Below are 24,922 nucleotides of genomic sequence, written 5' to 3'. Positions count from 1 at the left end.
AGAGCCGCAGCACCCGGTCGTCCTGGCGCAGCCGCGGGGATCTGGCCGACGCCACCGGCCGCGCCGGTGATGAGTACGCGCTGAGCCGTCACGGCCCTACCTCTCGTTGAAGGACCACTAGCGGATGCCGGCGCGTTGCAGCTGGCTGCCGAGCTCGGTGGCGTAGGCGACCAGCAGCTCGCCGACCCGGGTGGCCTCCACGTCGGAGATGCTGGCCGGCAGTGAGCACGACAGCGCGTCGGTAGCCGGGATCCGGTATTTCACCGCGACACCCACGCACCGCACGCCGAGCGTGCCTTCTTCGCGCTCGGACGCATAGCCAAGCTGTCGTACGGCCGACAGCTGCTCCAGCAGCTGCTCTCGCGAGGTGATGGTGTTGGTGGTCATCGCCGGCAGGTCGGCGGGCACCAGCCGACACACCTCATCGTCGGTGAGCTCGGCCAACAGCGCCTTGCCGAGCGCGGTCGCGTACGCCGGCAGGGTGCGCCCGACGCGGGAGATGAGGTGGATCGACTTTCGCGACTCGCGGGTCTCCAGGTAGACCACCTCGGTGCCGTTCAGCCGGGCGTAGTGCGCGGTGAAGCCGGTCTGTTCGCGCAGGTTCTCCAGCACCTCGGTCGCGTACGGGACGACCGGGTCGCGGTCGAGATACGCGGTGCCGCAGATCAGCGCGCGCACGCCGAGACGGTATTTGGCGCCAGTGGCGTCCGTCTCGATCCACTCGGCGGCCGCGAGCGTACGCAGCAGGCCATGCAGGCTGGACCGGGGGATCTCGCTCAGCACGTGCAGCTCGGCCAGCGACATCCACTCCGGGCTGGACGCGAAGGCTTCCAGCAGGTCAGTGGTGCGCCGGGCGGACTTCACCCCGCCGCGGTCGTCGGTCCCCGTTGCGGTCTCCGGGGGTGGCGGCTGACTCTGGCATCGGCGTCCCCATCGGCATCCCCTATCGGCTCGGCGGGCGTTGACATCCCACGAGTGGCAGTCTAACTTTCGAAACGATTCTGTTATATGAATAGCTGCCATGTTAGCGTACAAGTTCACAGATATGAACACTGATCTCTTGTCGAGTCGTCGGGACTATGGAAACGATCGAGCCGCCGCAGAGATGCCGAACCCGAAAGCGAGTCTGTCGCCGATGCCCTTAAGTGGCCTGTTGTCGTTCCCGCTGACCCCCTTCGACACCCATCTCGAGCTCGACCTGGACGTGTTCAGCGACCATCTCGAGGCGCAGATCGCGGCCGGTCCGGGCGCGGTTTTCGTGGCCTGCGGGACGGGTGAGTTCGGTTCGCTCTCGCTGGACGAGCTGTCCCAGCTGGCCGCCCGCGCGGTCGAGGTCGCGGCCGGTCGGCTGCCGGTCTGGCGGCGCGGCGCCGGCGGTGGCGCCGCGGGTGCGCGCGCGCGCGTGCGTACGGGTGGCGCGTGATCGAGGCGTCGACGGTGTTTTGCTGATGCCGCCCTATTTGGTCGCTGGTCCGCCAGCGGGCACGTTGGACTACGTCCGGTACGCGGTCGCCGATGCGCAGGTGCCGACCGTTGTCTACCACCGTGGGACCGCGGTCTTCACGCCCGAGGCCGCGGTGCGGCTGCTGGACGTGCCTTCGGTGGTGGGCCTCAAAGACGGCTACGGCGACATCGAGCTGATGTCGAAGATCGTCACCACCGTACGCGCCAGCGGCCACGCTCGGGCCGCGAGTTTCGAGTTCCTGAACGGATTGCCGACCGCCGAGATGTCCGCGCGGGCTTACCGGGCGATTGGCGTCGAGCTGTATTCGTCGGCCGTGCACGCGTTCGCGCCGGCGATCGCGCACGGCTTCCGTGAGGCGTTGCTCGCCGACGACTCGCCTACGGTGGACAAGTTCCTATCCGCGTTCTACCTGCCGCTGGTTGCATTGCGGGACACCACCCCCCGGTTTCGCCGTGGCACTGGTAAAAGCCGCCGCGGTGTTGCGCGGCAGCAAGGTCGGTGGCGTCCGCCCACCGCTGGTTGACCCGGCTCCGGCGCAGGTCGACCAGCTGGCCGAGATCATCGAAAAAGGGCTGGCGCTGGTCCGATGAGAATCCGCGAGGTCACCATCACGCCGGTCGCCTTCGCCGATCCACCACTGCTCAACGTCACCGGCGTACACGAGCCGTACGCGCTGCGCAGCATCTTGCAGTTGGGGTGCGAGGACGGTGTCGTCGGGCTGGGCGAGTCGTACGGCGACGAGGACTTTCTTGTCCTTGCTAATAAAACCGCCGAGTCGCTGGTCGGCGTCGACATCTTCGACCTGCCCGCCGTGCGCCGCGCCGCGGTCGCCGCGGTCGGCGGCGGCATCTACGCGCCGACCGGCACGGGCTGACCGGCGGGGTGTCCGCCGACAAGACGTTGCAGACCGTCTACTCGTTCTTCGAAGTGGCGATGCTGGACGCGCAGGGCAAGCTCCTTGGCCGTCCGGTTGTCGACCTGCTGGGCGCAAAGGTACGCGACCGGGTCGACTTTTCCGCGTACCTGTTCTACAAGTACGCGGCACATCAGGGTTTTCAGCCGGACGAGTGGGGTGAGGTGCTGACGCCGGAGACGGTGGTCAGCTCGGCCCGCAAGATGATCGACCGGTACGGCTTTCGTTCGATCAAGCTCAAAGGTGGAGTTTTCCCGCCCGCCGAGGAAATCGCTGCCATTCAGGCGCTCCGGGATGCGTTCCCCGAACACCCGCTGCGGATCGACCCCAATGGCGGCTGGACGCCGGCCACCAGCCAGTGGGTGGCCAAGGAACTCGACGGAGTCCTGGAATACCTCGAAGATCCGACGCCGGGCATTGACGGCATGAGCCAGGTCGCCGCGGTCGCGCCGATGCCGCTCGCGACGAACATGTGTGTCGTCGAGTACGCGCACATTCCGCCGGCCGTTGAGGCGAAGGCGGTGAGCGTAGTGCTGTCCGACCACCATTTCTGGGGCGGTTTAAGGCTAAGCAGTGCGCTCGCCACCATGTGCGAGACCTTCGGGCTGGGACTTTCCATGCATTCCAACAGTCATTTGGGCATCAGCCTCGCCGCGATGGTGCAGCTGGCCGGCGCGACGGGCCATTTGACGTACGCATGCGACACCCACTGGCCCTGGAAAACGCAGGATGTGATCGTGCCCGGCGCACTCGATTTCGAGGGCGGATCCGTTGCGGTGCCGTCAAAACCAGGACTGGGTGTGGAACTCGATCCGGACGCGTTGGGTCGGTTGCATTCCACGTACCTGAACTGCGGTTTGCGTCGCCGCGACGACGCCACGTACATGCGCCGGTATGTGCCGGACTTCGAGCCGAACACGGCCAGGTGGTAGCGATGCTGACGACCGCGTACGCGTACAGCTGGGACATCACCGACGACCAGGGTTTTGCCAGCAGGCTGGCGGAACTGTCCGTCGACCGGGTCGCGGTGGCCACCGCATACCACAGCGCCCGGGCCGGTACGCCCTGGCAGCGCGGCCGGACCTCGATGGCGGCCAGCACCGCGGCCCTTTACCGGCCGACCCGCGAACGGGTGTGGCGGAACCGCCGGCTGCGACCGGCCCGGGCCACCTGGACCGGCCATGAAGACAGCGCCGGCGCCGCGATCCGCGCGCTGGCCGGCGGAGATTTCGGGGTGGACGCGTGGATCGTGCTCACCCACAACTCCCAGTTGGGCGAGAGCGCGCCGGATCTTTCGGTCACCAACTGCTTCGACGAGCCGTACCAGTGGGCTTTGTGCCCGTCCCACCCCGAAGTTGTCGACTACGCGGCGACCCTCGCCGCCGAATCGGTGCACGAGCTGGAAGTCGACGGTGCGATCCTGGAGGCGTGCGGCCAGTACGGCGCTGTTCACCAGTGCCGGCACGAGAAAACCGACGCCATCTGGTCGCCGGCGGTGGCCCGGCTGCTGTCAGTTTGTTGCTGCGCCGGTTGTGCGGTTTCGTGGCGTGCCGACGGGCTGGAGCCCACGGCCGTACGTTTGCTGCTGCGCGAGGAAATTCTCCGATTGATCGCGACCGGGGATCTCGGCGGAACCACCGACGAGCTGCCGACCGAGCTGACCGCGATGCTGCTGCGTAAGCGGCATGAGAGTGTCGACCGGCTGCGCCAGGCCGTCATCGGGGCGCTGCCCAGCGGCCTCCGGCTGACCCTGCACGCCGATCCGGACCCGTGGACGACCGGCGCGCTGGTCGGCCTGACGCCCACCAGCGCGGCCGATGTCGACGCCGTGGTGGTCCCCGCCTGGCAGCCCGGCGAGCGCTCGCTGGACGCCGTCCGGCGGGCCCGCGCGGCCGTACCGGACAATGGGGTGGTTGGCGCGTACGTCACCGCGGTGGCTGCCGCGCGCATGCCGGACATCGCGTCCTATGTGGACTCTTTGGGTGCGGCCGGAGCCGGTGAGCTGCACCTGTATCACCTGGGGCTGGCCGGCCCGGCGCGCTGGGCCGACCTGCGCTCGGCGGTCGCCGCGGCGACCCGGCGCGAAGGAGCCACAACCGCGAAGGCAGGGGCATGACTGACGTACCGGAGACCACCGCTGACCAGCTCGAAGACATCCTGGCAGCGGCCGCCGCGGCGGCTGGTCCAATGGCCGCCGCGACGCCGCGCGAGCGGGCCGCCTGGCTGGTCGCCGCGGCCGACGCTTTGGACGCGCACGCCGATGAGCTGATTCCGTTGGCGGCTGAGGAAAGTCACCTGCCGGCCGCGCCGCGGCTGGCTGGCGAGCTGAAGCGTACGACCTTCCAGCTGCGACTTTTCGGGACTGTGTTGGACGAAGGTGCCTTTCTCGGCGCCACCATCGACCACGCCGACCAGGCCTGGGGGATGGGCCCGCGGCCGGACCTGCGCCGGCTGCTGGTCGCGCTCGGCCCGGTGCTGGTGTTCGGCGCGAGCAACTTTCCCTTTGCTTTCAGCGTTGCCGGTGGCGACACCGCATCCGCGCTGGCGGCCGGCTGCCCGGTCGTCCACAAGGGACATCCAGGACATCCGCGGCTGGCCGCTCGTACGGCCGAAATCCTCGCGTCCGCGTTGGTGTCGGCCGGCGCCCCCGAGGGTGTTTTCGCGCTGATCACCGGTGTTCAGCCCGGGGTGACCGCGCTGAAGGACGAGCGGATCACGGCCGGAGCCTTCACCGGCTCGCTGGGAGCCGGCCGGGCGTTGTTCGACATCGCGAACGCGCGGCCGACGCCGATCCCGTTCTATGGGGAACTGGGCAGCATCAACCCTGTGGTGGTTACTCCGGCGGCGGTCGCCCATCGCGGGAACGACATCGCCACCGGCTATGTCGGCTCGTTCACGCTTGGCGCCGGCCAGTTCTGCACCAAGCCGGGGCTGCTTTTCCTGCCGGCCGGCCATGGTCTGGAGTCGGCGCTGGTGAAGGCCGCCTCAGGTGCTGCCGTGCAGCCGTTGTTGAACGCGAAAATCGCCGACGGCTACAGCTCCGGGGTCGCGCGGCTGCGGGAAACTCCGGGCGTCGACGTGCTTTTCGTTTCCGAGCAGGACCTCGGCCCGACTCTGATCGCGGCTGATGCGGCCACTTTCACGGCGGCGCACGACGTTCTCGGCAGCGAGTGCTTCGGTCCGACCTCGGTGGTGGTGTCCTATTCGGACGCCGCCGAACTGGCCGCGCTGCTGGCGCGGGTGGAGCCGAGCCTCACCGCGACCGTGCACGGCGAGGTCAGCGAGGCCGACTTCGTTCAGCCGGTTTTGGATATTCTGCAGGCAAAGGCCGGCCGGGTGTTGTGGAACGGCTGGCCGACCGGGGTGACGGTGAGCTGGGCTCAGCAGCACGGCGGCCCCGTACCCGGCCACCACCGCGTCCGCCACCACTTCGGTTGGCACCGCGGCGATCGAGCGGTTCCTGCGCCCAGTGGCATTCCAGGACGTGCCGGCCGAGTTCCTGCCGCCAGCCGTACGAGACGACAACCCGTGGCGCATTCCGCAGCGGGTGAACGGAAAGTTGTTGTAGCCATCTGACTGAAGGGTGCCCCCCATGGCGGCTAGTCGGCGAGATTTTCTGAAGTATTCATCGGCGGCCGCGGGAGGTGTTCCGCTGCTCGCCTCCAAGATCTCCTTGGGGGCGACGGACGACTTCGCTGGGATAGTCGCGGCGTACCGAGAGTTGCAGGTCGGCAAGGGGAGGGTTTCGGCCAAGCGTACGAGCGCATTGGGGCGGCTGGACGACATCGCCAGTGAGTACGAGACGACGATGAACACCGCGGCCGGATCCACTCAGCTCTGGGTAGACCTGCCGAAAGGGCACGGCAGCGACTATTTCCCCACCATGTACGCGCGTTTGCGGGCGATCGCGGTGGACTGGGCCACTCCCGGCTCGGCGCTGAGCCAAAAAGCCGGGATGGACGCCCGGATCGTCGCCGCGCTGGAGATTCTCTACGCCACTGAATACAACGAGAACACCGCGGAGATCGGCAACTGGTATTCGTACGAGATCGGCGTGCCCTACTGGTGCTGCACATCCTTGCCGCGCTTGGGGACAAGGTGTCCACTGAGGACCGTGCGCGGTATTTACGGCCGGTGCTGCGGTTCAACGCGGACCCGAATTTCCGTACGAACACGCCAGGTTTGGTGGAGACCGGCGCGAACCGGGCCGACAAGTCCCTGATCGGGGTGATCGCCGGCGCGATGGTCGGCGACGCGGTCCGGGTGTCGGCCGCGATGGACGCGGTCACCGACGTGGCCGGCGGCGGCGCGGCGAACGTGGTCGCCCGGGTGACCCGCAGCGACGGATTCCACCCGGACGGGTCGTTCATCCAGCACGATGTCGTTCCCTATCAAGGACATTACGGCCTGGTGCTGCTGACCACGGTCGCCGCACTGATGTACGTGACAGCGAAGGCATCCCGGCAGTTGGCCGCGGACGTACAGCAAAAGATCATCGCCACCGTCTCGGACGTGTACGCGCCTTTCGTCGCGCAGGGCGCGATGCTCGAGACCGTACGCGGCGATGTTGTCCCGGCAGAGCGAAACCGGCCACGACGCCGGGCACATCCTGATCTCCGCGGTCGTCCTGCTCGCGTTGCGGTCTGGCTCCACGGAGCTGACTTCGTTGGTACGCAAGTGGATCGCCGACGACACCTGGGCGCCCTATCTGGACGTCCCGGACGTACACCGGTTCGCGCCTTTCAACGATCCGGTCGGCGTGCCGGGTGTCGAGTTCGCCGAGCAGTTGCTCGCCGGGTCCGCGGGCAAGGCCGCCGCGGCCGTCCCGGTGCACCGCACTTTCCCGCAGGAAGACCGAATGGTGCACACCACCGCTCGGTGGACCGCGTCCCTCGGCGTGGGGTCGACGCGGATCTGCCGCTACGAGTCCATCAACGGGCAGAACCTGCACGGCTGGTACGTCGGCGACGGCTGCCTTTACGTTTTCCTGCCGAACCAACAAGGTCACTACTCCGACGCGTACTGGCCAACTGTGGACGCGACCCTGCTGCTGCCTGGTACGACAACGAAAGCGTCCACACCACCGGCATTGGGCTCGACACCGTTGTCCTCGAAGGCCTTCGTCGGTGGCGTCGGCCTCGACAGCGGGCATGGCGCGCAGGCGCTGGACTTCGTTTCGCAGGATGGCACGCTGACGGCCCACAAGTCGTGGTTCTTCACGCCAGAGGCGGTGATCTGCCTTGGCGCGGGCATCACGGACGCGTCCGGCGCAGTCGTACGGACGACGATCGAGAACCGGAGCACCAGCGCGCCACTGCTGGTCGACGGCCGCTCGTACGCGTCAGACGGCTCCTGGACCGCGTCGGACCCGCGGTGGCTGGACCTTCCGGGAGTGGCTGGATATTTCCTGCTGGAAAAGGGGAAAGTCGCGCTGAAGCGAGAATCTCGTACCGGAGCCTGGCGAGATGTGGACACCGGCGCGAACACCAAGGGCTCCACCGACCCGTACACCCGGCACTACCAGAGCGTTTTCCTTGACCACGGCACGAATCCGGTTGGCGCGCATTATGCGTACGGCGTGGTGCCCGCGCCGACGGTGGCCGGGCTGGCCATCGCCCGGCTGACCCGAGTGCTGACCAACACCGCTGACGTGCAGGCCGTTCGTACGATCACCGGCCAGGAGTTGGCGGTGTTTTTCGGTGCTGGCACGGCCGGATCGGTGACCGCGTCGGCACCTTCGGCGGTGGGCTGGGGAAACGGCACGCTGGCCGTCGCCGATCCCAGTCAGCTCGGGTCAACCGTGCGGGTCACCGTACGATCCCATGCCCGCCGGATCGTGCACGCGGATCCAGCGGTGCAGGTGGTTTCGTTGCGTCCGCTTGTCGTTGACGTTGCGGTGGGTGGCACGCAGGGCGCCACCCACCGGGTGACAGTCGGTTAACCGGCGGCTTTTTTCTCGGGAGGGGGCGGCGGGAACTGCAGGCCGATCTCGCGCAGGGCGGCGATGCGTTGTCTCACGACCAAAAGTGAGGTCGGCACCAGATCGGAATAGAGCGGTCGTCCGTGGTGATCTGGCCTTCGTGTTTGCGATGCAGCCAGGTCACTTCCGGCAGCAGATAACCAAAACTCAGCTCGGTGACGGCGATCAGCAGCGAGTTGTCCTCGTTGCGTGGGATGCCGGCCCAGCCGCCGACGGCCCGGGTGAGCAGGGTGCGCATGGTCATGCCAGCCGGGTGGATCGGGGGCAGCTCGTACGCGGTGAGGTGGTCGCTGACCATGCCGGGCTCGATCAGGCCGGGCGGCAGCATGGCCGAAACCGGCACCCGGGTGCCATCGGGCATCAGGTCGTCGGCCTGCCCGCACACCCAGTGCAGCCAGGGCCGGGTGCGGAACGCCTCGATGGAGACCGCGAGTCCGTTGGGCACCACCAGGTCGTCGGAGTCGAGCACGTGCAGGAGCTCGCCGCCGACCCTGGCCAACGCCAGGTTGCGCGTCGCGGCCGCGCCCAGCGCCGCGCCATGCGCCTCGTGGCGGGCGAAGCCGAAGGCGGTGACCGCGTCCGCTAGCTGCGGTTTCTCACCGTCCTCCTGGACGACCCACTCCATTTCCCAGCCGGCCGGCAGCACCTGCGCGGCGAGGCTTTCGCCAGCCTCGACCAGAAAATCGGCCCGGTCGCCATGCGCCGCCGTCAGCACGGAGATCAGCGGCATGGCTGCCGCCGACCCCCGCCGGGGCGCCCTTGCCCAGTCACCACGCGCCTGCCGATTCAAGATCATCCTCACTGCCGACGAACCAGTCCCTTCCCTGGTTCGTCGATCTTCGCCCCGGCGTTACGCCCTTCTTTGTCCGCTCGCTCTGCGCTGAGGTCCCGTCACGCGGGGTGGGGCGGCTAGGTGTCGACGAGGGCGGAGGTCGAGTTGAACATCTCCAACAGGACCTGGCGGCCCTCGTCGTCGAGGGTGGCCATCAGGGCGGCGAGCCGCTGGTGAGCGGTCTGCGGGTCCGAGCTGAGCGCGCGGGCCAGCTCCGACCGGATGAGCTCGGCCGTCTGCGTACGTTCTGGCATTTCGCCATACCTCCCGGGTGTTGCCGCGGGGTACGAAACATGCTGAATCAGGGCAAGCATGGCATATCGAACAGCCAAAGACTTGCTTCAACACGCAGGCCGCATGAGTTATGCTTCGGGATACCGAACATGACATTGAAATCCCGGAAGACCAATGGCGGGGGCGGGTTGGATTGACCACTACTGAAGCGGAAGTGGCCGCGCCCGAGACGGCGGAAGCGCTGGTACGAGGCGTCAGCCCGGTCCTGGAGGTGCCGTTCACCCAGGACGGCGCGATCGACGTGGCCGGGTTCGGCCGGGTCGTCCGGCATGTGCTCGGCACCGGCGTGAGCAGCGTGATGTTCCCCGGCTTCGCGTCCGAATATCACAAGCTCTCCGAGCCGGAGCGGGCCACGCTGACCGAGGTGCTGCTGGCGCAGACGCGCCACAACAAGGGTGTGGCGGCGATCGTGGCGGTCCAGGACCACGCCACCCGGCTCGCCGTCCCGCGCGCCCAGCGGGCCGTCGAGGCCGGCGCGGACCTGATCAATCTGCTACCGCCGCATTTCCTGTCCCCGTCGCGTGCGGCGGTCAGTGACCACATCCGGGCCGTCCTGGCCGCCGTCGCCCCGACGCCGGTGGTGCTGCAGTACGCGCCGACCGAGACCGGCAGCAGCCTCGCCGCCGCCGACCTGACCGCGATCGCCCGCGACCATCGCAACCTACGGTTCGTCAAGGTCGAGTCGAGCCCGCCTGGCCAGCTGATCAGCGAGCTCGCGGCCGGCGATCCGGCGCTGCCGGCGCTGGAGGGCTATGCCGGCGTACAGCTGCCCGACGCGGCCCGGCGGGGCGCGGTCGGCACCCAGCCAGGCTGCTCCTTTACCGAGATCTATGTGGAAATCTGGCGCCGGTTCGCCGCCGGCGACCAGCCCGGCGCGTGGGATCTGCACCGCCGGCTGCTGCCCTACATTTCGTACTGGATGCTCGACATCGAGCTGATCATCGCCCCGAAAAGCTGATTTCGGTACGCCGTGGGTGGTTTGAGAGCGCATATTGTCGCGCCCCGCGCCGCCAGTTGGATGCGGAAGAGGTGCGTACGATCGACTGTTTTCTCGTCGAATTCTCCGACTTTCTGCCCGCAGTAGACTGATCGCGACGACTACGGTCCAGATCTCCAGCGCGAAAACGGCGACCCGCTCGGTCCCGCCCAGCCCGATTCCCAGATCGACCTGGCCAAAGAACAGCACGCCGGCCGTGCTGGAAACCGCGGCAGTCGCCAACGTGAAGAGTCGCAGGGCGCGCGTACGAAGGGAAAACCCGGCCAGCAGTAGGCCGAGATTGCCGGCGCCCATGATCAGTAACGCGCCCAACAAGTGCAGGTTTTCGTCCAGGTCAGCGGGTTTGAGCGCGACCAGCAAATAGCCACCGGCGTCGATCAGCAGCAGAATCCGAGCTGTCCACGAAAGAAGACCACGTTTCCAAAGTGAAACCGTCAACAGAACGCCCGAGAATGACGAGCGCGCCTTCGACGAAAACACCCGTGTTCATGACGGCATGCGCAGGAGAACAGACATACCGCGGCCTTGTATCGTCCCAGATCTGGCAATGCAGGTTGCCGAGGTCGCTGATATTGTTGCCGGCCCAGCTGTACGGGGTGGGCCAGTCGAGCTGGGTGACGATATGTGCGACGAAAAAACTGGCGGCGCCGACGATCCAGGCCACCGCTGCAATGCGAGATTTCATGGGGTTCCTTCGGTGAAACGCGTTGGGCATCTGCAGCCAACCGAAAAGCGAGGTCAGGCCGCACTACGCTGGACCACCATCGCGAGGTAGGGCTGGCTATACCCACAGGATTACGTTTTGCCCCGATGTCGGTTAAGGGCAGGATGGCTAGCGTGACCGGTATGCGAACTCAACCGACAACTGTCGCGCAGGCGCTGCTCTCGAAGCGTTTCCTGCTCACCAGCTGGCCTTGGCGCGCGCTGGCATATCTCGTGACGACCCCGATTCCTGGTCGCTTTCGCGTCCGTTCCGCTCGGGTTCCTGGCCATTCCCTGGCTGGTCGCCGTGCATGTGAGCGGTCAAGGCAATGTCCCTGCGATCGCGATCTGGTTCCTGATCGGCGCGATCATGCTCGCGGCCGGTGGACCGCTGGTCGCCGCGCCGCTGGGATGGGTGGAGCGCCGGCGGCTCGCCCTGGTGGATTCCCGTCCACTACCCAAAAAGGCCTGGCGGGCCGATCCGTGGCAGTGGCTGCGAAACCTCTACACCGATCCCGCGACCTGGCGCGAATGCGCGTACGCGGCCCTGTTCGTCACTGTTATCCCGCTCGCGTACGGCAGTGTCTGGCTGCTGATCGGGGTCGAGGCGATCCTGCTTTTCTGCCCATTCCTGGTGGGCGCCGGCGAAGGTCCGATCGCCTTCGGGTTGGGGCAGCTCACCAGCGCCGGCCAGGCGCTACCGTACGCGCTCCTTGGCTTGATCCTGCTGCCGCTCGTACCGTACGCGTGGAGTGTTTTGGCCGCACTGCACGCCATCGTGGCGCGGGCGCTGTTGCAGGGCGCGGACACCGATCAGCTCAGGGCGGAGTTGGTGGAGGTGTCCCGGTCGCGGGCCCGGTTGGTGGACGCTTTCGAGGCCGAGCGCCGGCGGATCGAGCGTGACCTGCACGATGGCGCGCAGCAGCGGCTGCTGGGTCTGACCACCATGCAGCTGGGCCTCGCCAAGCTCGACACGGCACCCGACTCACCCGCCGGCAAGGCCGTCGCCGATGCCCATGACCAGGCCAAAGAGCTGATGCAACAGCTCCGGGAGCTGATCCGCGGCATTCATCCGCCGGTGCTCACTGACCGCGGGCTGCCGGCCGCGGTGGCCGAGCTGGCGGATCGTACGGCGGTGCCGGTGAGCGTCGACGCGGCCCTGCCCGGCCGGTTGCCGGCGCACCTCGAAGGCGCCGCCTATTTCGTGATTTCCGAGGCCCTCACCAACGTCGTCAAACACAGCGGCGCACGAGAGCGGAAGTTTTCCTACGGTTGAACAACAACGTCGTCGAAATCGACATTGTCGACAATGGTCATGGCGGCGCAGACCCGCGCGGCGGCAGTGGCCTGACCGGGCTCGCCGACCGGGTCGCGGTCGCCGACGGCAAAATGTATCTGTCCAGTCCGGTCGGCGGTCCGACCCTCGTACGCGTGGAGATCCCGTGCCTTCCAGCGGCTCAGTAGTCCTTGCCGAGGACGGCGTGCTGCTGCGCGAAGGCCTCGCGGGCCTGCTCACCCGGTTCGGTTTCGAGGTGGTCGCCGCCGTCGGGGACGCCGAGGCGCTGGAAAGTGCGGTCGCCGCGTACCGGCCGGATCTGGTGGTGACCGACATCCGGATGCCGCCCGGTTTCACCGACGAGGGCCTGCGCGCGGCCGTACGCCTGCGCCAAGCCGACCCGACGCTCGCGGTGGTCGCGCTCAGCCAGTATGTCGAGCAGAGTTATGCCGCTGAGCTGCTCGATCGATTCGGGGTGGCCAGCGGGTTGGCTACCTGCTCAAGGACCGGATCGTGGACATCGAGGACTTCATTGGCTCGCTGCGCCAGGTCCTGGACGGCGGCACCGTCGTCGATCCGCAGGTCGTACGCCAGTTGCTGCGCCGCAACTCGGACCCGCTGGCCAGACTGTCCACCCGTGAGCTGGAAGTGCTCGGGTTGATCGCGCAAGGCCACTCCAACGCGGCGATCACCCGGCTGCTCGTCGTCTCCGAGGCCACCGTCGGCAAGCATGTCGGCAACATCTTCGCCAAGCTCGACCTGCCGCCCACCGAGGACTCCCACCGCCGCGTCCTCGCGGTCCTCGCGTACCTCCGGACAATTGACAGGTAGGATTTCTCCTACCTAAACTGGAGTCACCAAGATCAGAGGGGGACGAGGATGACGATGTCCGAGCAGGCGGAGCGGTTCCGGCGGGCCGCCGACGGGTTTCAGGCGCGGGTTGAGGCGGTGCCGGCGGATCGGTGGGAGGCGCCGACGCCGTGCCCCGACTGGACGGCAAGGGATGTGGTCGCGCATGTGATCAACGAGGCCCGCCGCGTGCTCGCGACCGTGCGTGGCCTGGAGCCGGAGCAGGTGTACGGCGTGCCGGTGGCCGACATGGGGAAGCTGCCGCAAGTGCGGCCTGATGCCGATCTGGCGGCCGCTTGGGCACGGATCAGCGCCGGTATGACGGTCGCGATCGACGATCCGGACTGCCTGAAGGTCGCGCTGCCGACACCGGTCGGTCCGTTGCCTTTCAAGGACAGCCTCGAAGCGCTGCCGGAGGACGTACTGATCCACACCTGGGATCTGGCCCGCGCCACCGGCGGCGACGAGAAACTGGACCCGGAAGTGGTCGCGCACGTGTACGAGCATTTCAAGCCAATGGACGAGTTTTTGCGCCAGCCCTGGGCTTTCGGCCCGAAGGTCACGCCGCCGCCGGACGCCGACCTGCAGACCGAATTCCTCTGTTTCGTCGGCCGGCATCCGTAGGCTTCAAGAAAGAACGCGTGCGGGAATTCCGTGTTTGGGTCGCATCGTCGCAAGCCCAACGGCCGCGTCGGACGTGCTGAGAAGCTCGACGCGGCGCTCTCGTACGAAGTGAGCCAGCATCGTTTTCACTTCCGTTGTCGCGAACATCGATCCAATGCAGCGATGGGTGCCGCCGCCGAAGGGCAGATATTCGTACGGTGCGGGCTTGCGTTGGTGAGACCAGCGACTGGGATCGAACCGGGTGGGCTCTGGCCAGAGCTCCGGCAGCCGATGGGTCACGTACGGGCTGATGATGATCGAGGTGCCGGCCGGGATGTGGTGGCCTTCGAAATCGAAGGCGCTGATGGATTTGCGCAGGTCGATCGGCCCAGGTGGATAAAGCCGGAGAGTCTCACTGACCACGTTGTCCAGATAGGACAGTTGCGGCAGGTCGTCGGCGGTCAGGTCGCGGCCGGCCGGCACGGCGGCGGCGGCGACTTCGGCTCGCGCGCTGCTCGAAAATCGCCGGGTCGACCAGCACGGCTCGGGTGGCCCAGGCCATCGCGGCGCTGGTGGTTTCGTAGCCAGCGGCGATAAGACTGATCACCTGGTCGGCGATTTCCAGGTCGGACAGCCCTGAACCGTCCTCATCGCGGCCGCGCACCAAAGCGGTGAGCACGTCCGCCGAGTCCTCGTCGGCGGACCGCCGGCGGTCCACCTCGGTCTGGACGAGGTCACGGACCTTCTCGCGGGCCGTGATCGCCCGCTTGTACGCGGGAAGGTTCTTCCGGATGGGCAGCAGCAGCGGGCTCTGGTCGAGCAGGTCCAGCGCGATCTGCAGCTGTGCACCGAAAACCGGCTCATCGGCGGCCAACCGCTCGCCGAAGAGCGCGGTGATCGTGCCATGCCGGATCGCCCGCCGGAATTCCTGGTAGAGGTCGATTTCGCTGCCGGGGTGCCAAGAATCCACCGTCTTACGGGCATGCGTGGCCATGATGGCGACATAGCCGTCGATCGCCGCCGAGTGAAGGCCGGTTGCACGAGCCGGCGGCGCCGGTGGTGATCGTCGCGCGTCACTGACGATCATCGCGGTCTCGCCGTCGACCGGCACGAGGACGTCGAAGGCCTCGCGCCAGCTGAAAAGCTCGGAATGGGCGAAGACGAACTGGTTGGCCTCCGGGCCCAGCAAGTAGGTGTAGCCGCCGAGCCGGCACACCGGCCCGAACCGCCGGTAGAGCCCCTCCAAGCCGCTGAACTGGTCGCGGGCCAGGTCCACCATCCCCGACCGAGCCGGTCGGCCATCCCCCCGAGCCCGGTTTTCGCTCGTACCAACGACTTCCTCCTCGCCTTGCGCTGCGAAGCCCAGACTACCCTCCAGTTTCGCCGGCGAACCGGGTCAGGGTCGCTTGGGGAATTTGCGCAGGCTGTTTTCCAACTCTTCAAGCAAAACCATTGCCGCGTACAGATGTGACTTCGCGTCGGTGCAGTCTTTCAGCAACGCTGAAGGGAAACGCGCGGCCGCTATGCGTTCTGGCTCTTCGAGCAGCCGCACCTTCGTACGCATCGCGCCGGCTCTGCGTCCGGCCATGAGGACGTTCATGCGGGTGTCCAGCCGCGATCTTTCCGATCGCCCCGATTCATCGCCGATCGGGCTGGTCTGGGCCAGGATGGCGTCGGCGGCCTCGCAAGGTGTGGCTGTGTGGTCGAGGCGGCGGAAGCGGCAGGTCATCGCGAGCCAGCCGATCGTCACACTCGCCAGCAACGCGGGCACGAGCACGATCGGCACGCCCAGGTAGATCGGCAGCGGGAGAGAGCTGCCCGCCAGCACGACGATCGGACCGCCGAGCACGCCAAGCACGATGTGCCGGAGAGGTCGCCAGCGCCGATTCCACTCGCCGGCTTCGATATGCGCGCGTTCGCGGAGCAGGTCGCTCGCCTTGAAGAGCAGCACACGTGCCGACCGGGCGTTGGGTAGGGAGGCGCCCCACGTGCTCTCCGCGCGGCGAAGCAGTTGAGTAGTGACGGAGATTTCGCCGGCCCACGTCCACAGGTCGCTCGCGGTTTGGATACGGATGCTGGGCAGGCGTCTTTCCTTGTACGGCATCGGATTCCCTATCGGGTCTGCGCGTCGGCGGGCTGCCGCGGCGATGGCGGCAGCACTGGCGACTGCTCCAGGATTCGAAGCAAAACGGCCTCGACGCGGGTCGTCGGGACTTCGGCCGCCGTGTACGCCTCGCCGCTCGCCGGCATCCACACGATCCGGCGCGCCGCGGCCTGCCGCTGCAGCCCCGTGCACCACCGGTCGAAAAGCTCGGCCCGAGCCCTTTCGCTGATCGGCCGGGTGATCGCGACGGCGAACATCGCCCGCATCCCACGTACGGACAGAGGCCCGTCGAGCCGGTGCTCGTACAGCTGCATCTCGCCCTCCTGTGTGCTCATAATAAGAAGCAAATATGCGCTTGCGGTATCGTAAGGCCGCGTAAGTTTGCGCTACCATCCGGACGATGGCACACAGCGGCCGCGCTCTGCAACCAGTTCGGGCGGATTTATCCGCCGCGCCAGCACGGGAGGGTTGGGTCATGAAAAACGGCGGCCAGTCGGATGAGGTAGCCTTTACGCCACCGGAACGTTTACGGGACCGTACGGTCACAACGGAGGGCAGCTTGCCGAGCAGCGGGGGACCGAAGTTCAGCCGCAAGCGGGTCGGCGAGGAGATCCGCCGGCTGCGCAATGAGGCGATGCTGTCGCAGGGTCAACTCGGCAAGCTCGTACGTGCCTCCGGCGCCCGCATCTCCCGCTTGGAAACCGGCGAAACCGCCCCCGACCTCGCCCTCGTCATGAACATCCTGGAAGCCCTGAAGGTCGACAAGGAACTCACCAGTACGCTGATTTTGGTCGCCCGCGAAGCCAACGAACAAATGTGGTGGAAGACCAGCGGAATGCCCGAGCGTCAGGCTGCTTTCGCTGAACTGGAAGGAACATCTCGCCGAATCTGCGAGTATTCAATGGTGTTCTTTCCCGGATTGCTGCAGTGTCCTGAATATGTCGAGATCCGATATGCGGACAGGGAGTCGGCGATCGCGGTCGATGGGCAAGCAGCGGCAGCCGGACGCGTTAAGCGGCAGGAGATCCTTCGTCGGGAAGGCGATCGGGTCAAATACACGGCCATTCTCGACGAAGGTCTACTCCGGCGGCAAACAGCTCCTTCGCGTGTTATGACCAAGCAGCTTCGATACCTCGTAGAGATGGCGTCGCTGCCGACAGTCGACCTGCGAGTGGTTCCGTTGAATGTCAGGTTCAGCCAGTACTCGCCTCCCTTGACCGCCTTCTTTCTCTTCGATGTGGGGGCTTCGGAGCGCGTGGCGGTCGTTGAAGCTGAGACCAATGAACTGACGGTTACCGACAAGAGCCAAGTCCAGCGGTACGAAGTTCTGTGGGACCGGATTTTCCAAGTGTCTTTGAGCCCGGAGAAATCCATCGAGCTCATTCAAGGAGTCGACACATGACAAATGTCAGTAACTGGCGCAAGAGCAGTCGCAGCGGCAACACCGCGAGTTGCGTGGAAGCCGGCAACGCGAGCGCGGTTGTAGCGGTACGGGACACCAAGCTCGGCGAGTCCTCACCCGTGCTGCGATTCGCCCCAGAGCAGTGGCGTACATTTGTCTCCAGCACCAAGGCCCACGGCTTCACGGCCTGACGGTCCGTCTTATCAGCACCCCGCCCGGCCTACTCCGGTGCGGGGTTGCTGGCTTTCATAACCCTCCGCTAACGCGCGCTTACTTGGTACGCTGAGGCCTCGCTGCCGCGTACACACACGGAGGTTCTTTCGTGCCCAAGGTCATCGTCCCCATCGGCTTCGACGGCGGGACCTGGTATGACACCGCCCCGGACGCCGACTCCGAAATCGCGGAGTACGAGGTCGTGACAGCAACTGACACGGTTACGCTCAGCAAGGACGAGTACACGATCTGGCAGCTCACCTACGCTGACCCGGAGGCATCGAGCCGCTGTGAGTTTGGCCGTTCGACCCTGGAAGAGCTGGCTACCCTCGAGACGGTGGCAACGCAGGCGCCCGACAAACCACCAGTCGACGTTCCGGCTGTTGTCGACAACCTGTCGAAGTGGGGCACGCTGGCGGAGTTCGATCCCGAGACCGAATCCGGGCTTGAGTTCCTTCGATCGCACCGGCTGTTCCCCACTGGCGATGCTCTCGGTAACAGTCTTGACGACCGTCTCTACTTTCGCATCGGCCGCGAAGGCCGGGTTCTGCTCAAGGTCTACTCCGACATCTACACGATCTGGTCGAGGAGTGTTTACGACTCGTCGATCTGGGACGGCGTCAGTCAGTTCCACGCGGGGTTGGATGATCCGCAGATGACCGCCGAGCAAATCGGCGTGCTTGTCGCGCGGTCGCTTCCAGCGATCGTGGCCAATCGCTGCGCGTACTTGCAGCAGTCATGACCAGCGGCCCGAGCGGCAGCCGCTATGGTGGCCGAAGACAGGGCAATGGCCACAAGAGCATGGTGGTTCGGGCCCTTGAGCGTGGCAATGTCACCGAGCCGAAATACCAGAAGCAATTCGTTGAAGAGGCCAAGAACGCGGGGTTGTCCACGGCGATCTTTACGCCGGTCAACGTCGTTGCTGGCACCTTGACATCAATAGGCGTTTGGATAGCGCTGAACCCTCAGACATTCGATGAGAAGCTCATTGACGCAGCGATCAGCGCCACTCCGGGGGTGGTTGTCGGCTCTGCGGTTGGCGTAGCGCAGACACTTTTCAGCAAATATCGAGAAGTGCGCAAGGCCAGCAAGCAGGCGGTCAAGGATCGCGCTGAGGGCAAGGATCCCGACACCGAGCCGCTGGACAAGTTCAAGCAGCACGATGACGCAATCGCCGCCCAAGCGCGCAAGCACCGAGGTTTGCTGGGCGTCACGTCCCGGGCGATCCGCGCTCTGAGCCAGCGGCTCACCGGTACGAATCAGCGCGTCGACGCGCTGCAGGCGCAGTCGCGGCGGAGCTGGCGGCCGTACGGCAGGAATCTCAGAGTCAGTTGGCTGCTCAGCGGCAGTATTTTGAGGGGCGGTTGGCGCAGCAGGATCATACGATTCAGGCACGGTTCGCGGCTGGGGAGCGGCGGGTGCGTAGTGAGTTTGATGCGCATACCAGTGGTGTGCGGAGTCGGCTTGATCGAGCGGATGAGCGGCTGGATCGGCATGATTCGGGGCTTGGATTGGCGCAGTCTGGGCACAACACGAATGCTGCGCGGATTGATCAGTTGGAGCAGCGGGCTCGTCAGCAGCCACCGCCCTTGCTGCCGCCGGCGGATGTGGCGCGTGGTCAGGATTTGCTTAATCACGCCCGGCGGAGCCGCGACGAGCAGCGCGCTGTTCCGCCCTCGGTGAATCCGCCGACGCCAGGTCAGCCGTACAACCAGCCGCCCGCGCCACCCAGCCCACACCGGCCCCGCAGTAGCTCGCACTTTGCTTCAGGAGGGTGATTTCTCAGTCCTCCAACGGAAGATCAAGCGTTGGCAGGTCTGTTTCCCGGGAGCCCACCTCGAAAGCGGCGCCGGTCGTGGTGGTCGACTGTCTTCCGTTCGTAAGGATTTCCATGGTGGCGCTGGCCGTGTGTCGCACATGGCGGGTGCTGCCGGACGGGTCGCGATATGTCAACGCGGCCGTGTGCTTCAATGCGACTTCGATGTCGAGGTGCCCTCCGGGCGTGGGGATGGCGAGCGTCGCGCCGCTGTCGGTCAGGGTTTCGACCCGGGCCCGTCGGCCGAGGCCGCCGAGCGCGAAGATGTGGGCGCCTATCCGCACCGAACCCGAGCAAACCCACGGGGTGAGCCGGCCGCCGACGCGTACCCGGGCCAACACGAGGTCAACCCAGGTCACCGGTCCGGTGAATTCCGCCGCATGCAGCCAAATCCATTGCTCGGCGTGTTCCGTTCCCCAATTATGGCCGACGGTCGCTCTCCATCGGTCGATCGCCCAGCGCCGGCCGTCCACGTCGACCGTGCCGCTGATCGTGCCGTCCGGAACAGGCACCTCCACTTTTGTACGTGGCAAAGGAAGACGATAAAGCACGGATGGCCGCAAGGGTCGCAGCGTCGGCTCGTCGGACGCGACGCGCAGCGACCAGGAGCTGCGGTGACCGCCCCAAGTTGCGGTGCCCTCAAAGGAATCCGGGTTGCCGGGAGTGTCGTCGGTGGCCAGAATCTGTTTGACCGCCGCGGGTTCCGGGTCGAAGGTCGTGCACCAGTAAGAGGCCGACGGTGCGCCGCTCGCCGGCTCGTGCCGCGTGTGCCGGATCCATAAAGCGCGCCTGCCGCCGGGTTCGCGCGCGCTGACGAACCACGATTCGTACCCACCTGCTGCCATCTCGCGATTGTGCGCCATCCGCATCGTGAATGGGGGGATGCGTAGGCTGTTTACCTGGAACAATGGGGCGGACGAAGTCGACCTCACGAGGGGATCTGGCCGATGGCGGTAGAGCTGGCGGAGCATCGGGCAGTTGCGGGCTGAGCTGACTACCGCGATGAATGCCGGCCAGCAGGCGGACCTGCGGTTCGAGGTCGGGCCAGTGGAGCTGGAGCTGAGCATTGTCGTGGAGAAATCGATAGCACCCGGCGCGAAAGTGCGGTTCTGGGTCGTGGAGGCCGGCGCCGACGCGAGGGCCGCGACGGCCACCACCCAGCGGATCAAGCTGACACTCGATCCGCGCAAGGCCACCGACCCGACCCAACGGGCCCTCATCTCCGGTGCCGAGGTGGCCGGCGAGCGGTGACACTACAAGTGCGAACTGGTCCGCGCGATGGGTTTGGTATGGCGAAAATCGAGAAATGGTGGTTTCGCGAGCTCGACTAACGACTTGATTCAGGGTGATTCGGGAGATCTTGCGAGTATCTTACCGATGGTTGCGTAGGGGTCGTTAGGGCACGGCGTTGTCGTACGGTGGCAGCGTGCCCGCATTGAAGGAGCGTACTGGACGGCCGCAAGTGCCCCCCCGTCACGGTTTTCCGCAGCGGCTGTGGAAGACGGTCGAGGAGCACCCGCCGCCCGGTCTTGACCAGCTGAATCGGTGGCGGAGTCCGCTGCGGGGACCCTGGTTGACCTCGATATTCGGCGTTACCTTGCTGGTCTGTTTGCCGCTGGTGACTGTCACCGGGCTGTTGGACTTCATCGCGTACGGGCCGCAGTTCGGTCAGGCATTCCCGGGCGATGTTGGCTGGCTGCACCTCCCGTTTTTCGACTGGCCGACGAGGCCGGCGTGGCTTTTCCGGCTGACGCAGGGGTTGCATGTCGGGCTCGGGATCGTGTTGGTTCCGGTCATCCTGGCCAAACTCTGGTCTGTCGTACCGAAACTCTTCGCCTGGCCGCCGGCCCGGTCGCTCGCGAACATCCTGGAACGCCTTTCGCTGCTGCTGTTGGTCGGCGGGATTCTTTTCGAGGTCGCGACTGGGGTGTTGAACATCCAGTACGACTATGTTTTCGGGTTCAGTTTTTACGAGGGCCACTATTACGGCGCCTGGGTGTTTATCGGCGGGTTCGTCGTCCATGTGTCCTTCAAATTCCGGACGATGGTGAAGGCGCTGCGATCGCGTTCGCTGTGGGCCGAGTTGAAGATTGCCAAAGCCGATACCAAACCCGAACCACTTGACGAAGAGGGGCTGGTAGCGGTGAATCCGCGGCCGGCGACCATCAGTCGACGGGGAGCGCTCGGGTTGGTGGCTGGTGGTGCGCTTTTCGTCGCGGCGATCACCGCGGGCCAGACCGTCGGTGGGATTTCCCGGTGGGGCGCGTTCCTGTTGCCACGCGGCCGATCGTACGGGAATGGTCCAACCAGCTTTCAGATTAACCGTACGGCGGTGGCGGCTGGCGTGAAAGTCGACAATACCTGGCGACTTTCCTTGACTGGCGGCGAAAGGGACGTACAACTGGACTTGGCCACCTTGCGTTCGATGAGCCAACACACCGCTGATCTTCCGCTCGCCTGCGTGGAAGGATGGGTCGACCGTCCAGTCGTGGTCGGGCGTACGGCTGCGGGATTTGGCGCGGCTGGCTGGGATGCCGGCGCCGGGGTCCGCGCATGTCCGGTCAGTGGAGAAGAACGGGTTGTTCGGGCAGGCGACCTTACAATCCAACCAAGTGCTTGATCCGGATGCTTTGTTGGCGTTGAGGGTAAATGGCGTGCCGTTGAGCCTTGACCACGGCTTTCCGGCTCGTATCATCGTGCCGGCGTTGCCGGGAGTCCATTGCACGAAATGGGTCGCGTCCATCGACTTCCGGAGGTCGTGAGATGCGCAGAGCACGCGAGCTTTATGGCGCTGACCTTTGGCAGTTGGCGTTGGTGTTGCTGTGTTTTTCGCTGGTTGGCTATGTGGTCGGTCAGGTGCTGGGAGACCCGGCGGCATGGGTGATTGGCGCGTGGTTTCTCGGCGCGGTGATCGGGCATGATCTGCTGCTTTTCCCGGTCTACGCGCTCGCCGACGTTATTCTCGCCCACACCGTGCGGCGTTGGCACCACCCGCATCGGTGGCTGCCCATTCCAGTGGTGAATTACGTCCGGCTGCCAGCGCTCGCGTCCGGTCTCACTTTGATTCTCTTCCTGCCGGGCATCATTCAGCAGGGCGCGCAGACGTATCTCAACGCCACTGGGCAAACGCAGCAGCCATATTTGCGGCGCTGGCTCATTTTCGTCTTAGTGGCTTTCGCGGTGAGTGGTTGCGTGTACGCGATCCGGGTGTGGTTCGCGACCCGACCGCTGCGGCACAGCCAAAAACTGGCCCGGTCGGTGGTCGAGCCGGGGGAGCGAGTGCTGACCTTCGCGGCCGTCCCGGGTGCGGCGCCGGAGGCGGTCGGCGGCAGTGGCGGGCTGTATTTTCCTGTGGCCGAAGAGAAATGGCGGCGGATCGGGTGGGAGGACCTGCGCAGCGCGAGATGGCAGGCTGATCGTGGCGAGTTGGTGGTGCAGGACTACGCGGAGCGTACGACGCTGAGCCTCGCCGCGCCGCGAAACCTGCCGGACCTGGTCACCGCCGAAATCACGGCCAGTCACCTCGCGACCGAACGGGTCGGCCAGCATGTGCAGCTGCGGGTGGCCCGCAACGCGCACACCGGCCGGGTGGCCTGGCAGGTGCGTCTGGATGCCCCCACCAGCGCGGAGACCGTCGATCAGGCGATCCACGAGCTGTCCCAGAACCTTGGCATACCGGCCGGACCTTGGCACGAAGTGGGGGTTTAGAACGCGGCCGCGCTGGATACCTTCCGTGCAGTGGACCTGTTCCCGATCGCACCGAAGGAGGACCGATGTGCACCGCCGACCACGGCCAGTCGTCGTGCCCGCAAGGACCGGACCCGGAGGGCAAGCCCGGCGAGCCCGCCGCGTCCCTCCAACAGACCGCACAGAAACTGGCGGACAAGCTCCTGCAGAGCCGTCCGGCCGCCCCTAGTCGCTGCTGATTCGCACGCAGGCGGCGCTTGAACGAAAGATGCCGCCCCCGAATCGGGTCCTCGGCGGCTCCGACAAAACCGCGTCGCAACTCGATCGAGGTCAGCGGCCCAGTCGCCGTGAGTCAAGTGTGGACGTTCCGCGCCGGCTAGCGAGGCGGGGAGTCGGCGACGACGCCGTTTTCGTACGCGAAGACGACGGCTTGGGTGCGGTCGCGGAGTTGGAGCTTCGCGAGGATGCGGCCGACATGGGTTTTGACGGTCTGCTCGGCGAGGAAGAGTTCCTTGGCGATCTCGATGTTGGACATGCCGCGGGCGATCAGGCGCAGCACGTCGATTTCGCGGGAGGTCAGCGCGGAGGTGGCCTCCGGGCGGGGTCGTTCGTGCCGGCGGCGGCCGGCGAAGTCGGCGATCAGCCGGCGGGTGATCGACGGCGCGAGCAGCGCGTCGCCGGCGGCCACCACTCGTACGGCGTTGACCAGCTCTTCGGTGGAGGCGTCTTTCAACAGGAAGCCGCTGGCGCCCAGACTCAGCGCTTCGTAGACGTATTCGTCCAGGTCAAACGTGGTGAGCATGAGTACTCGTGGGCCGTCCACGGCGTCCGGGGAGACAATCTCGCCGGTCGCGGCGAGGCCGTCCATAACCGGCATCCGTACGTCCATAACGACCACGTCGGGGTTGAGCTGTCGAGCGAGCTCGACCGCCTCCTTGCCGTTCGCGGCCTCGCCGATCACCTCGATGTCCTCGGCCGCGGAGATCACCGCCGACAGGCCGTCCCGCACCATGGCCTGGTCATCGGCCAGGATTACTCGGATCGTCACGCCTGCCACCTTCGGTTTCTCGTACCACTGGAAGAACTGCCCGGACCTCGAAGCCGCCCGTCTCGGTCGGGCCCACCTCCAGTTCGCCGTCGAGCATAGCCACCCGCTCGCGCATTCCGACGACACCGTGACCGCCGGAGGTCTGCTTGAGATCCTCGGTGCCCACGTGCTGGGGACCGCTCGGAGCCGGATCGTTGGTCACTCGTACGAGCAGAGTCGACGGTCCGTAGGCGACCCCACGAAAGTACGCGCGCCTGGAGCGTGCCGGCTGGCGTTGCTGAGCGACTCCTGGACGATCCGGAAGGCCGACACGTCGACGCCGAGCGGCACCTCCTCCTGCGGCCCCCGGGTGATCGTCAGCTCCACCGACATGCCGGCAGCCCGAGCCCCTTTGACCAGCTCATCCAGCCCATCCAGACCGGGTTGCGGCACTCGCTCGGCGTCCTCCGACTCGTCCCGCAGCAGCCCGATCACCCGGCGCATCTCGGTCAGCGCGGTGGTCGAGGCGCCGCGGATGGCGGCGAAGGTTTCCAGTGCGGGCGGCGGCAGGTCGGGGATCTTGTACGGCGCGGCCTGCGCCTGGATCGCGATCATCGACATGTGGTGCGCGACCACGTCGTGCAGCTCGCGGGCGATCCGAGACCGCTCGGTCAACACGGCTTGACGGGCTTCCAGCAGCTCCTGCCGGACCAGATCCTGCTCGCGCAACGCCTGCTGCTCGACCAGATCCCGCGAGAGCAT

General features: G+C 66.3%; 31 protein-coding genes and 3 pseudogenes. 22 read left to right on the top strand and 12 right to left on the bottom strand.

Annotation, left to right across the window (positions count from 1 at the left end; all coding sequences use genetic code 11):
- Positions 1–117: 117 nt before the first annotated feature.
- Complete coding sequence (locus GNX96_RS36890; protein WP_279582437.1) at positions 118–864, bottom strand: IclR family transcriptional regulator; 747 nt, start codon at positions 862–864, stop codon at positions 118–120.
- Between the two features lie 241 nt (positions 865–1,105).
- On the opposite strand from GNX96_RS36890, the gene GNX96_RS58015 reads away from it, so the two are divergent.
- From GNX96_RS58015 to GNX96_RS58005, 9 genes and pseudogenes are all read left to right on the top strand, one after another.
- The gene (locus GNX96_RS58015) at positions 1,106–1,423 is read left to right on the top strand and encodes a dihydrodipicolinate synthase family protein (RefSeq protein WP_279582436.1); all 318 of its coding nucleotides are present in this window, start codon (positions 1,106–1,108) and stop codon (positions 1,421–1,423) included.
- Positions 1,389–1,988 carry a dihydrodipicolinate synthase family protein gene (locus tag GNX96_RS36885; protein ID WP_279582435.1) on the top strand — a complete coding sequence of 200 codons (600 nt, stop codon included), beginning with the start codon at positions 1,389–1,391 and terminating at the stop codon, positions 1,986–1,988. The genes GNX96_RS58015 and GNX96_RS36885 overlap by 35 nt, the downstream gene beginning before the upstream one ends.
- A gap of 63 nt (positions 1,989–2,051) precedes the next feature.
- Positions 2,052–2,339: a hypothetical protein gene (locus GNX96_RS58010; RefSeq protein ID WP_279582434.1), complete on the top strand. Its 288-nt coding sequence runs from the start codon at positions 2,052–2,054 to the stop codon at positions 2,337–2,339.
- Positions 2,340–2,347: 8 nt separating this feature from the next.
- Positions 2,348–3,310, top strand: a complete 963-nt coding sequence (locus GNX96_RS36880) for an enolase C-terminal domain-like protein (protein ID WP_279582433.1) — start codon at positions 2,348–2,350, stop codon at positions 3,308–3,310.
- Positions 3,311–3,312: 2 nt separating this feature from the next.
- On the top strand, positions 3,313–4,494 hold the full coding sequence (locus GNX96_RS36875) for a hypothetical protein (protein ID WP_163572423.1): 1,182 nt from the start codon (positions 3,313–3,315) through the stop codon (positions 4,492–4,494).
- Positions 4,491–5,954, top strand: coding sequence for an aldehyde dehydrogenase family protein (locus GNX96_RS36870; protein ID WP_313885869.1), 1,464 nt, complete (start codon positions 4,491–4,493; stop codon positions 5,952–5,954). The genes GNX96_RS36875 and GNX96_RS36870 overlap by 4 nt, the downstream gene beginning before the upstream one ends.
- Before the next feature lie 16 nt (positions 5,955–5,970).
- Complete coding sequence (locus tag GNX96_RS36865; RefSeq protein WP_163572422.1) at positions 5,971–6,600, top strand: twin-arginine translocation signal domain-containing protein; 630 nt, start codon at positions 5,971–5,973, stop codon at positions 6,598–6,600.
- A pseudogene (locus GNX96_RS65800) lies at positions 6,507–6,887 on the top strand (hypothetical protein); the annotation flags it as partial. The gene GNX96_RS36865 and the pseudogene GNX96_RS65800, both read left to right, overlap by 94 nt.
- A 55-nt stretch (positions 6,888–6,942) precedes the next feature.
- Positions 6,943–8,319 (top strand): polysaccharide lyase family 8 super-sandwich domain-containing protein, encoded by a 1,377-nt coding sequence (locus tag GNX96_RS58005; RefSeq protein ID WP_279582432.1) that lies wholly within the window; start codon positions 6,943–6,945, stop codon positions 8,317–8,319.
- Between the two features lie 73 nt (positions 8,320–8,392).
- Here GNX96_RS58005 and GNX96_RS36850 read toward each other — a convergent pair whose 3' ends face one another.
- Together GNX96_RS36850 and GNX96_RS36845 are read right to left on the bottom strand one after the other, a co-directional pair.
- Positions 8,393–9,088, bottom strand: a complete 696-nt coding sequence (locus GNX96_RS36850) for a glycosyltransferase (protein WP_163572419.1) — start codon at positions 9,086–9,088, stop codon at positions 8,393–8,395.
- A gap of 179 nt (positions 9,089–9,267) precedes the next feature.
- Positions 9,268–9,444 (bottom strand): hypothetical protein, encoded by a 177-nt coding sequence (locus GNX96_RS36845; protein ID WP_163572418.1) that lies wholly within the window; start codon positions 9,442–9,444, stop codon positions 9,268–9,270.
- 194 nt (positions 9,445–9,638) lie between these two features.
- On the opposite strand from GNX96_RS36845, the gene GNX96_RS36840 reads away from it, so the two are divergent.
- Complete coding sequence (locus tag GNX96_RS36840) at positions 9,639–10,442, top strand: dihydrodipicolinate synthase family protein (RefSeq protein WP_279582431.1); 804 nt, start codon at positions 9,639–9,641, stop codon at positions 10,440–10,442.
- Between the two features lie 373 nt (positions 10,443–10,815).
- Here the strand turns inward: GNX96_RS36840 and GNX96_RS36835 are convergent, their stop codons facing one another.
- A complete protein-coding gene (locus GNX96_RS36835) occupies positions 10,816–11,166 on the bottom strand; it encodes a DUF998 domain-containing protein (RefSeq protein ID WP_163572417.1) in 351 nt (116 codons plus the stop codon).
- A 324-nt stretch (positions 11,167–11,490) separates the two neighbouring features.
- Here GNX96_RS36835 and GNX96_RS36830 point away from each other — a divergent pair, with 324 nt between their 5' ends.
- The 4 genes and pseudogenes from GNX96_RS36830 to GNX96_RS36820 all read left to right on the top strand — a co-directional run bounded on the left by GNX96_RS36830 (position 11,491) and on the right by GNX96_RS36820 (position 13,932).
- Positions 11,491–12,459, top strand: a complete 969-nt coding sequence (locus GNX96_RS36830; RefSeq protein WP_279582430.1) for a sensor histidine kinase — start codon at positions 11,491–11,493, stop codon at positions 12,457–12,459.
- On the top strand, positions 12,456–12,647 hold the full coding sequence (locus GNX96_RS58000; protein ID WP_279582429.1) for a sensor histidine kinase: 192 nt from the start codon (positions 12,456–12,458) through the stop codon (positions 12,645–12,647). The genes GNX96_RS36830 and GNX96_RS58000 overlap by 4 nt, the downstream gene beginning before the upstream one ends.
- Positions 12,626–13,290: pseudogene (locus tag GNX96_RS36825) on the top strand (response regulator transcription factor). Before GNX96_RS58000 ends, GNX96_RS36825 begins: the two are co-directional and overlap by 22 nt.
- Before the next feature lie 54 nt (positions 13,291–13,344).
- Positions 13,345–13,932: a TIGR03086 family metal-binding protein gene (locus GNX96_RS36820; protein ID WP_163572416.1), complete on the top strand. Its 588-nt coding sequence runs from the start codon at positions 13,345–13,347 to the stop codon at positions 13,930–13,932.
- A gap of 3 nt (positions 13,933–13,935) precedes the next feature.
- Here GNX96_RS36820 and GNX96_RS36815 read toward each other — a convergent pair whose 3' ends face one another.
- The 4 genes from GNX96_RS36815 to GNX96_RS36800 all read right to left on the bottom strand — a co-directional run bounded on the left by GNX96_RS36815 (position 13,936) and on the right by GNX96_RS36800 (position 16,329).
- Positions 13,936–14,394 (bottom strand): cytochrome P450, encoded by a 459-nt coding sequence (locus GNX96_RS36815; protein WP_163572415.1) that lies wholly within the window; start codon positions 14,392–14,394, stop codon positions 13,936–13,938.
- Positions 14,324–15,190, bottom strand: coding sequence for a cytochrome P450 (locus tag GNX96_RS36810; RefSeq protein WP_163572414.1), 867 nt, complete (start codon positions 15,188–15,190; stop codon positions 14,324–14,326). Before GNX96_RS36810 ends, GNX96_RS36815 begins: the two co-directional genes overlap by 71 nt.
- Positions 15,191–15,307: 117 nt before the next feature.
- Positions 15,308–16,015, bottom strand: a complete 708-nt coding sequence (locus GNX96_RS36805) for a hypothetical protein (protein WP_163572413.1) — start codon at positions 16,013–16,015, stop codon at positions 15,308–15,310.
- Between the two features lie 8 nt (positions 16,016–16,023).
- The gene (locus tag GNX96_RS36800; RefSeq protein ID WP_163572412.1) at positions 16,024–16,329 is read right to left on the bottom strand and encodes a hypothetical protein; all 306 of its coding nucleotides are present in this window, start codon (positions 16,327–16,329) and stop codon (positions 16,024–16,026) included.
- Positions 16,330–16,490: 161 nt separating this feature from the next.
- Between GNX96_RS36800 and GNX96_RS36795 the strand changes: the two genes are divergently transcribed.
- The 4 genes from GNX96_RS36795 to GNX96_RS36780 all read left to right on the top strand — a co-directional run bounded on the left by GNX96_RS36795 (position 16,491) and on the right by GNX96_RS36780 (position 19,313).
- Positions 16,491–17,417, top strand: a complete 927-nt coding sequence (locus GNX96_RS36795) for a helix-turn-helix domain-containing protein (RefSeq protein WP_163572411.1) — start codon at positions 16,491–16,493, stop codon at positions 17,415–17,417.
- Positions 17,414–17,608: a DUF397 domain-containing protein gene (locus GNX96_RS36790; protein WP_163572410.1), complete on the top strand. Its 195-nt coding sequence runs from the start codon at positions 17,414–17,416 to the stop codon at positions 17,606–17,608. The genes GNX96_RS36795 and GNX96_RS36790 overlap by 4 nt, the downstream gene beginning before the upstream one ends.
- 131 nt (positions 17,609–17,739) lie before the next feature.
- Positions 17,740–18,372: a hypothetical protein gene (locus tag GNX96_RS36785; protein ID WP_163572409.1), complete on the top strand. Its 633-nt coding sequence runs from the start codon at positions 17,740–17,742 to the stop codon at positions 18,370–18,372.
- Positions 18,369–19,313 (top strand): hypothetical protein, encoded by a 945-nt coding sequence (locus tag GNX96_RS36780; RefSeq protein ID WP_163572408.1) that lies wholly within the window; start codon positions 18,369–18,371, stop codon positions 19,311–19,313. Before GNX96_RS36785 ends, GNX96_RS36780 begins: the two co-directional genes overlap by 4 nt.
- A gap of 99 nt (positions 19,314–19,412) precedes the next feature.
- On the opposite strand, the gene GNX96_RS36775 is transcribed toward GNX96_RS36780, so the two are convergent.
- Positions 19,413–20,291, bottom strand: a complete 879-nt coding sequence (locus GNX96_RS36775) for a hypothetical protein (RefSeq protein WP_279582428.1) — start codon at positions 20,289–20,291, stop codon at positions 19,413–19,415.
- Positions 20,292–20,424: 133 nt separating this feature from the next.
- Here GNX96_RS36775 and GNX96_RS36770 point away from each other — a divergent pair, with 133 nt between their 5' ends.
- From GNX96_RS36770 to GNX96_RS36755, 4 genes and pseudogenes are all read left to right on the top strand, one after another.
- Entirely contained in the window at positions 20,425–20,697 is a 273-nt protein-coding gene (locus GNX96_RS36770; protein ID WP_279582427.1) for a trypco2 family protein, read from the top strand.
- Between the two features lie 241 nt (positions 20,698–20,938).
- A pseudogene (locus tag GNX96_RS36765) lies at positions 20,939–22,208 on the top strand (molybdopterin-dependent oxidoreductase).
- Between the two features lies 1 nt (position 22,209).
- Entirely contained in the window at positions 22,210–23,154 is a 945-nt protein-coding gene (locus GNX96_RS65795) for a hypothetical protein (RefSeq protein ID WP_279582426.1), read from the top strand.
- A 65-nt stretch (positions 23,155–23,219) separates the two neighbouring features.
- Positions 23,220–23,372: a hypothetical protein gene (locus GNX96_RS36755; protein ID WP_163572406.1), complete on the top strand. Its 153-nt coding sequence runs from the start codon at positions 23,220–23,222 to the stop codon at positions 23,370–23,372.
- A gap of 137 nt (positions 23,373–23,509) precedes the next feature.
- Here the strand turns inward: GNX96_RS36755 and GNX96_RS36750 are convergent, their stop codons facing one another.
- Genes GNX96_RS36750 through GNX96_RS36740 form a run of 3 tightly spaced genes read right to left on the bottom strand, consistent with a single transcriptional unit; the run spans position 23,510 to position 24,922 of the window.
- Positions 23,510–24,181, bottom strand: coding sequence for a response regulator (locus tag GNX96_RS36750; RefSeq protein WP_163572405.1), 672 nt, complete (start codon positions 24,179–24,181; stop codon positions 23,510–23,512).
- A complete protein-coding gene (locus tag GNX96_RS36745; RefSeq protein WP_163572404.1) occupies positions 24,153–24,383 on the bottom strand; it encodes a hypothetical protein in 231 nt (76 codons plus the stop codon). Before GNX96_RS36745 ends, GNX96_RS36750 begins: the two co-directional genes overlap by 29 nt.
- Positions 24,380–24,922: a sensor histidine kinase gene (locus GNX96_RS36740; RefSeq protein WP_163572403.1), complete on the bottom strand. Its 543-nt coding sequence runs from the start codon at positions 24,920–24,922 to the stop codon at positions 24,380–24,382. The genes GNX96_RS36745 and GNX96_RS36740 overlap by 4 nt, the downstream gene beginning before the upstream one ends.

Source organism: Fodinicola feengrottensis, from assembly GCF_010993775.1.
In the GTDB taxonomy this organism is placed as follows: domain Bacteria; phylum Actinomycetota; class Actinomycetes; order Mycobacteriales; family HKI-0501; genus Fodinicola; species Fodinicola feengrottensis.
This window is presented reverse-complemented; position numbering and strand designations above follow the sequence as displayed.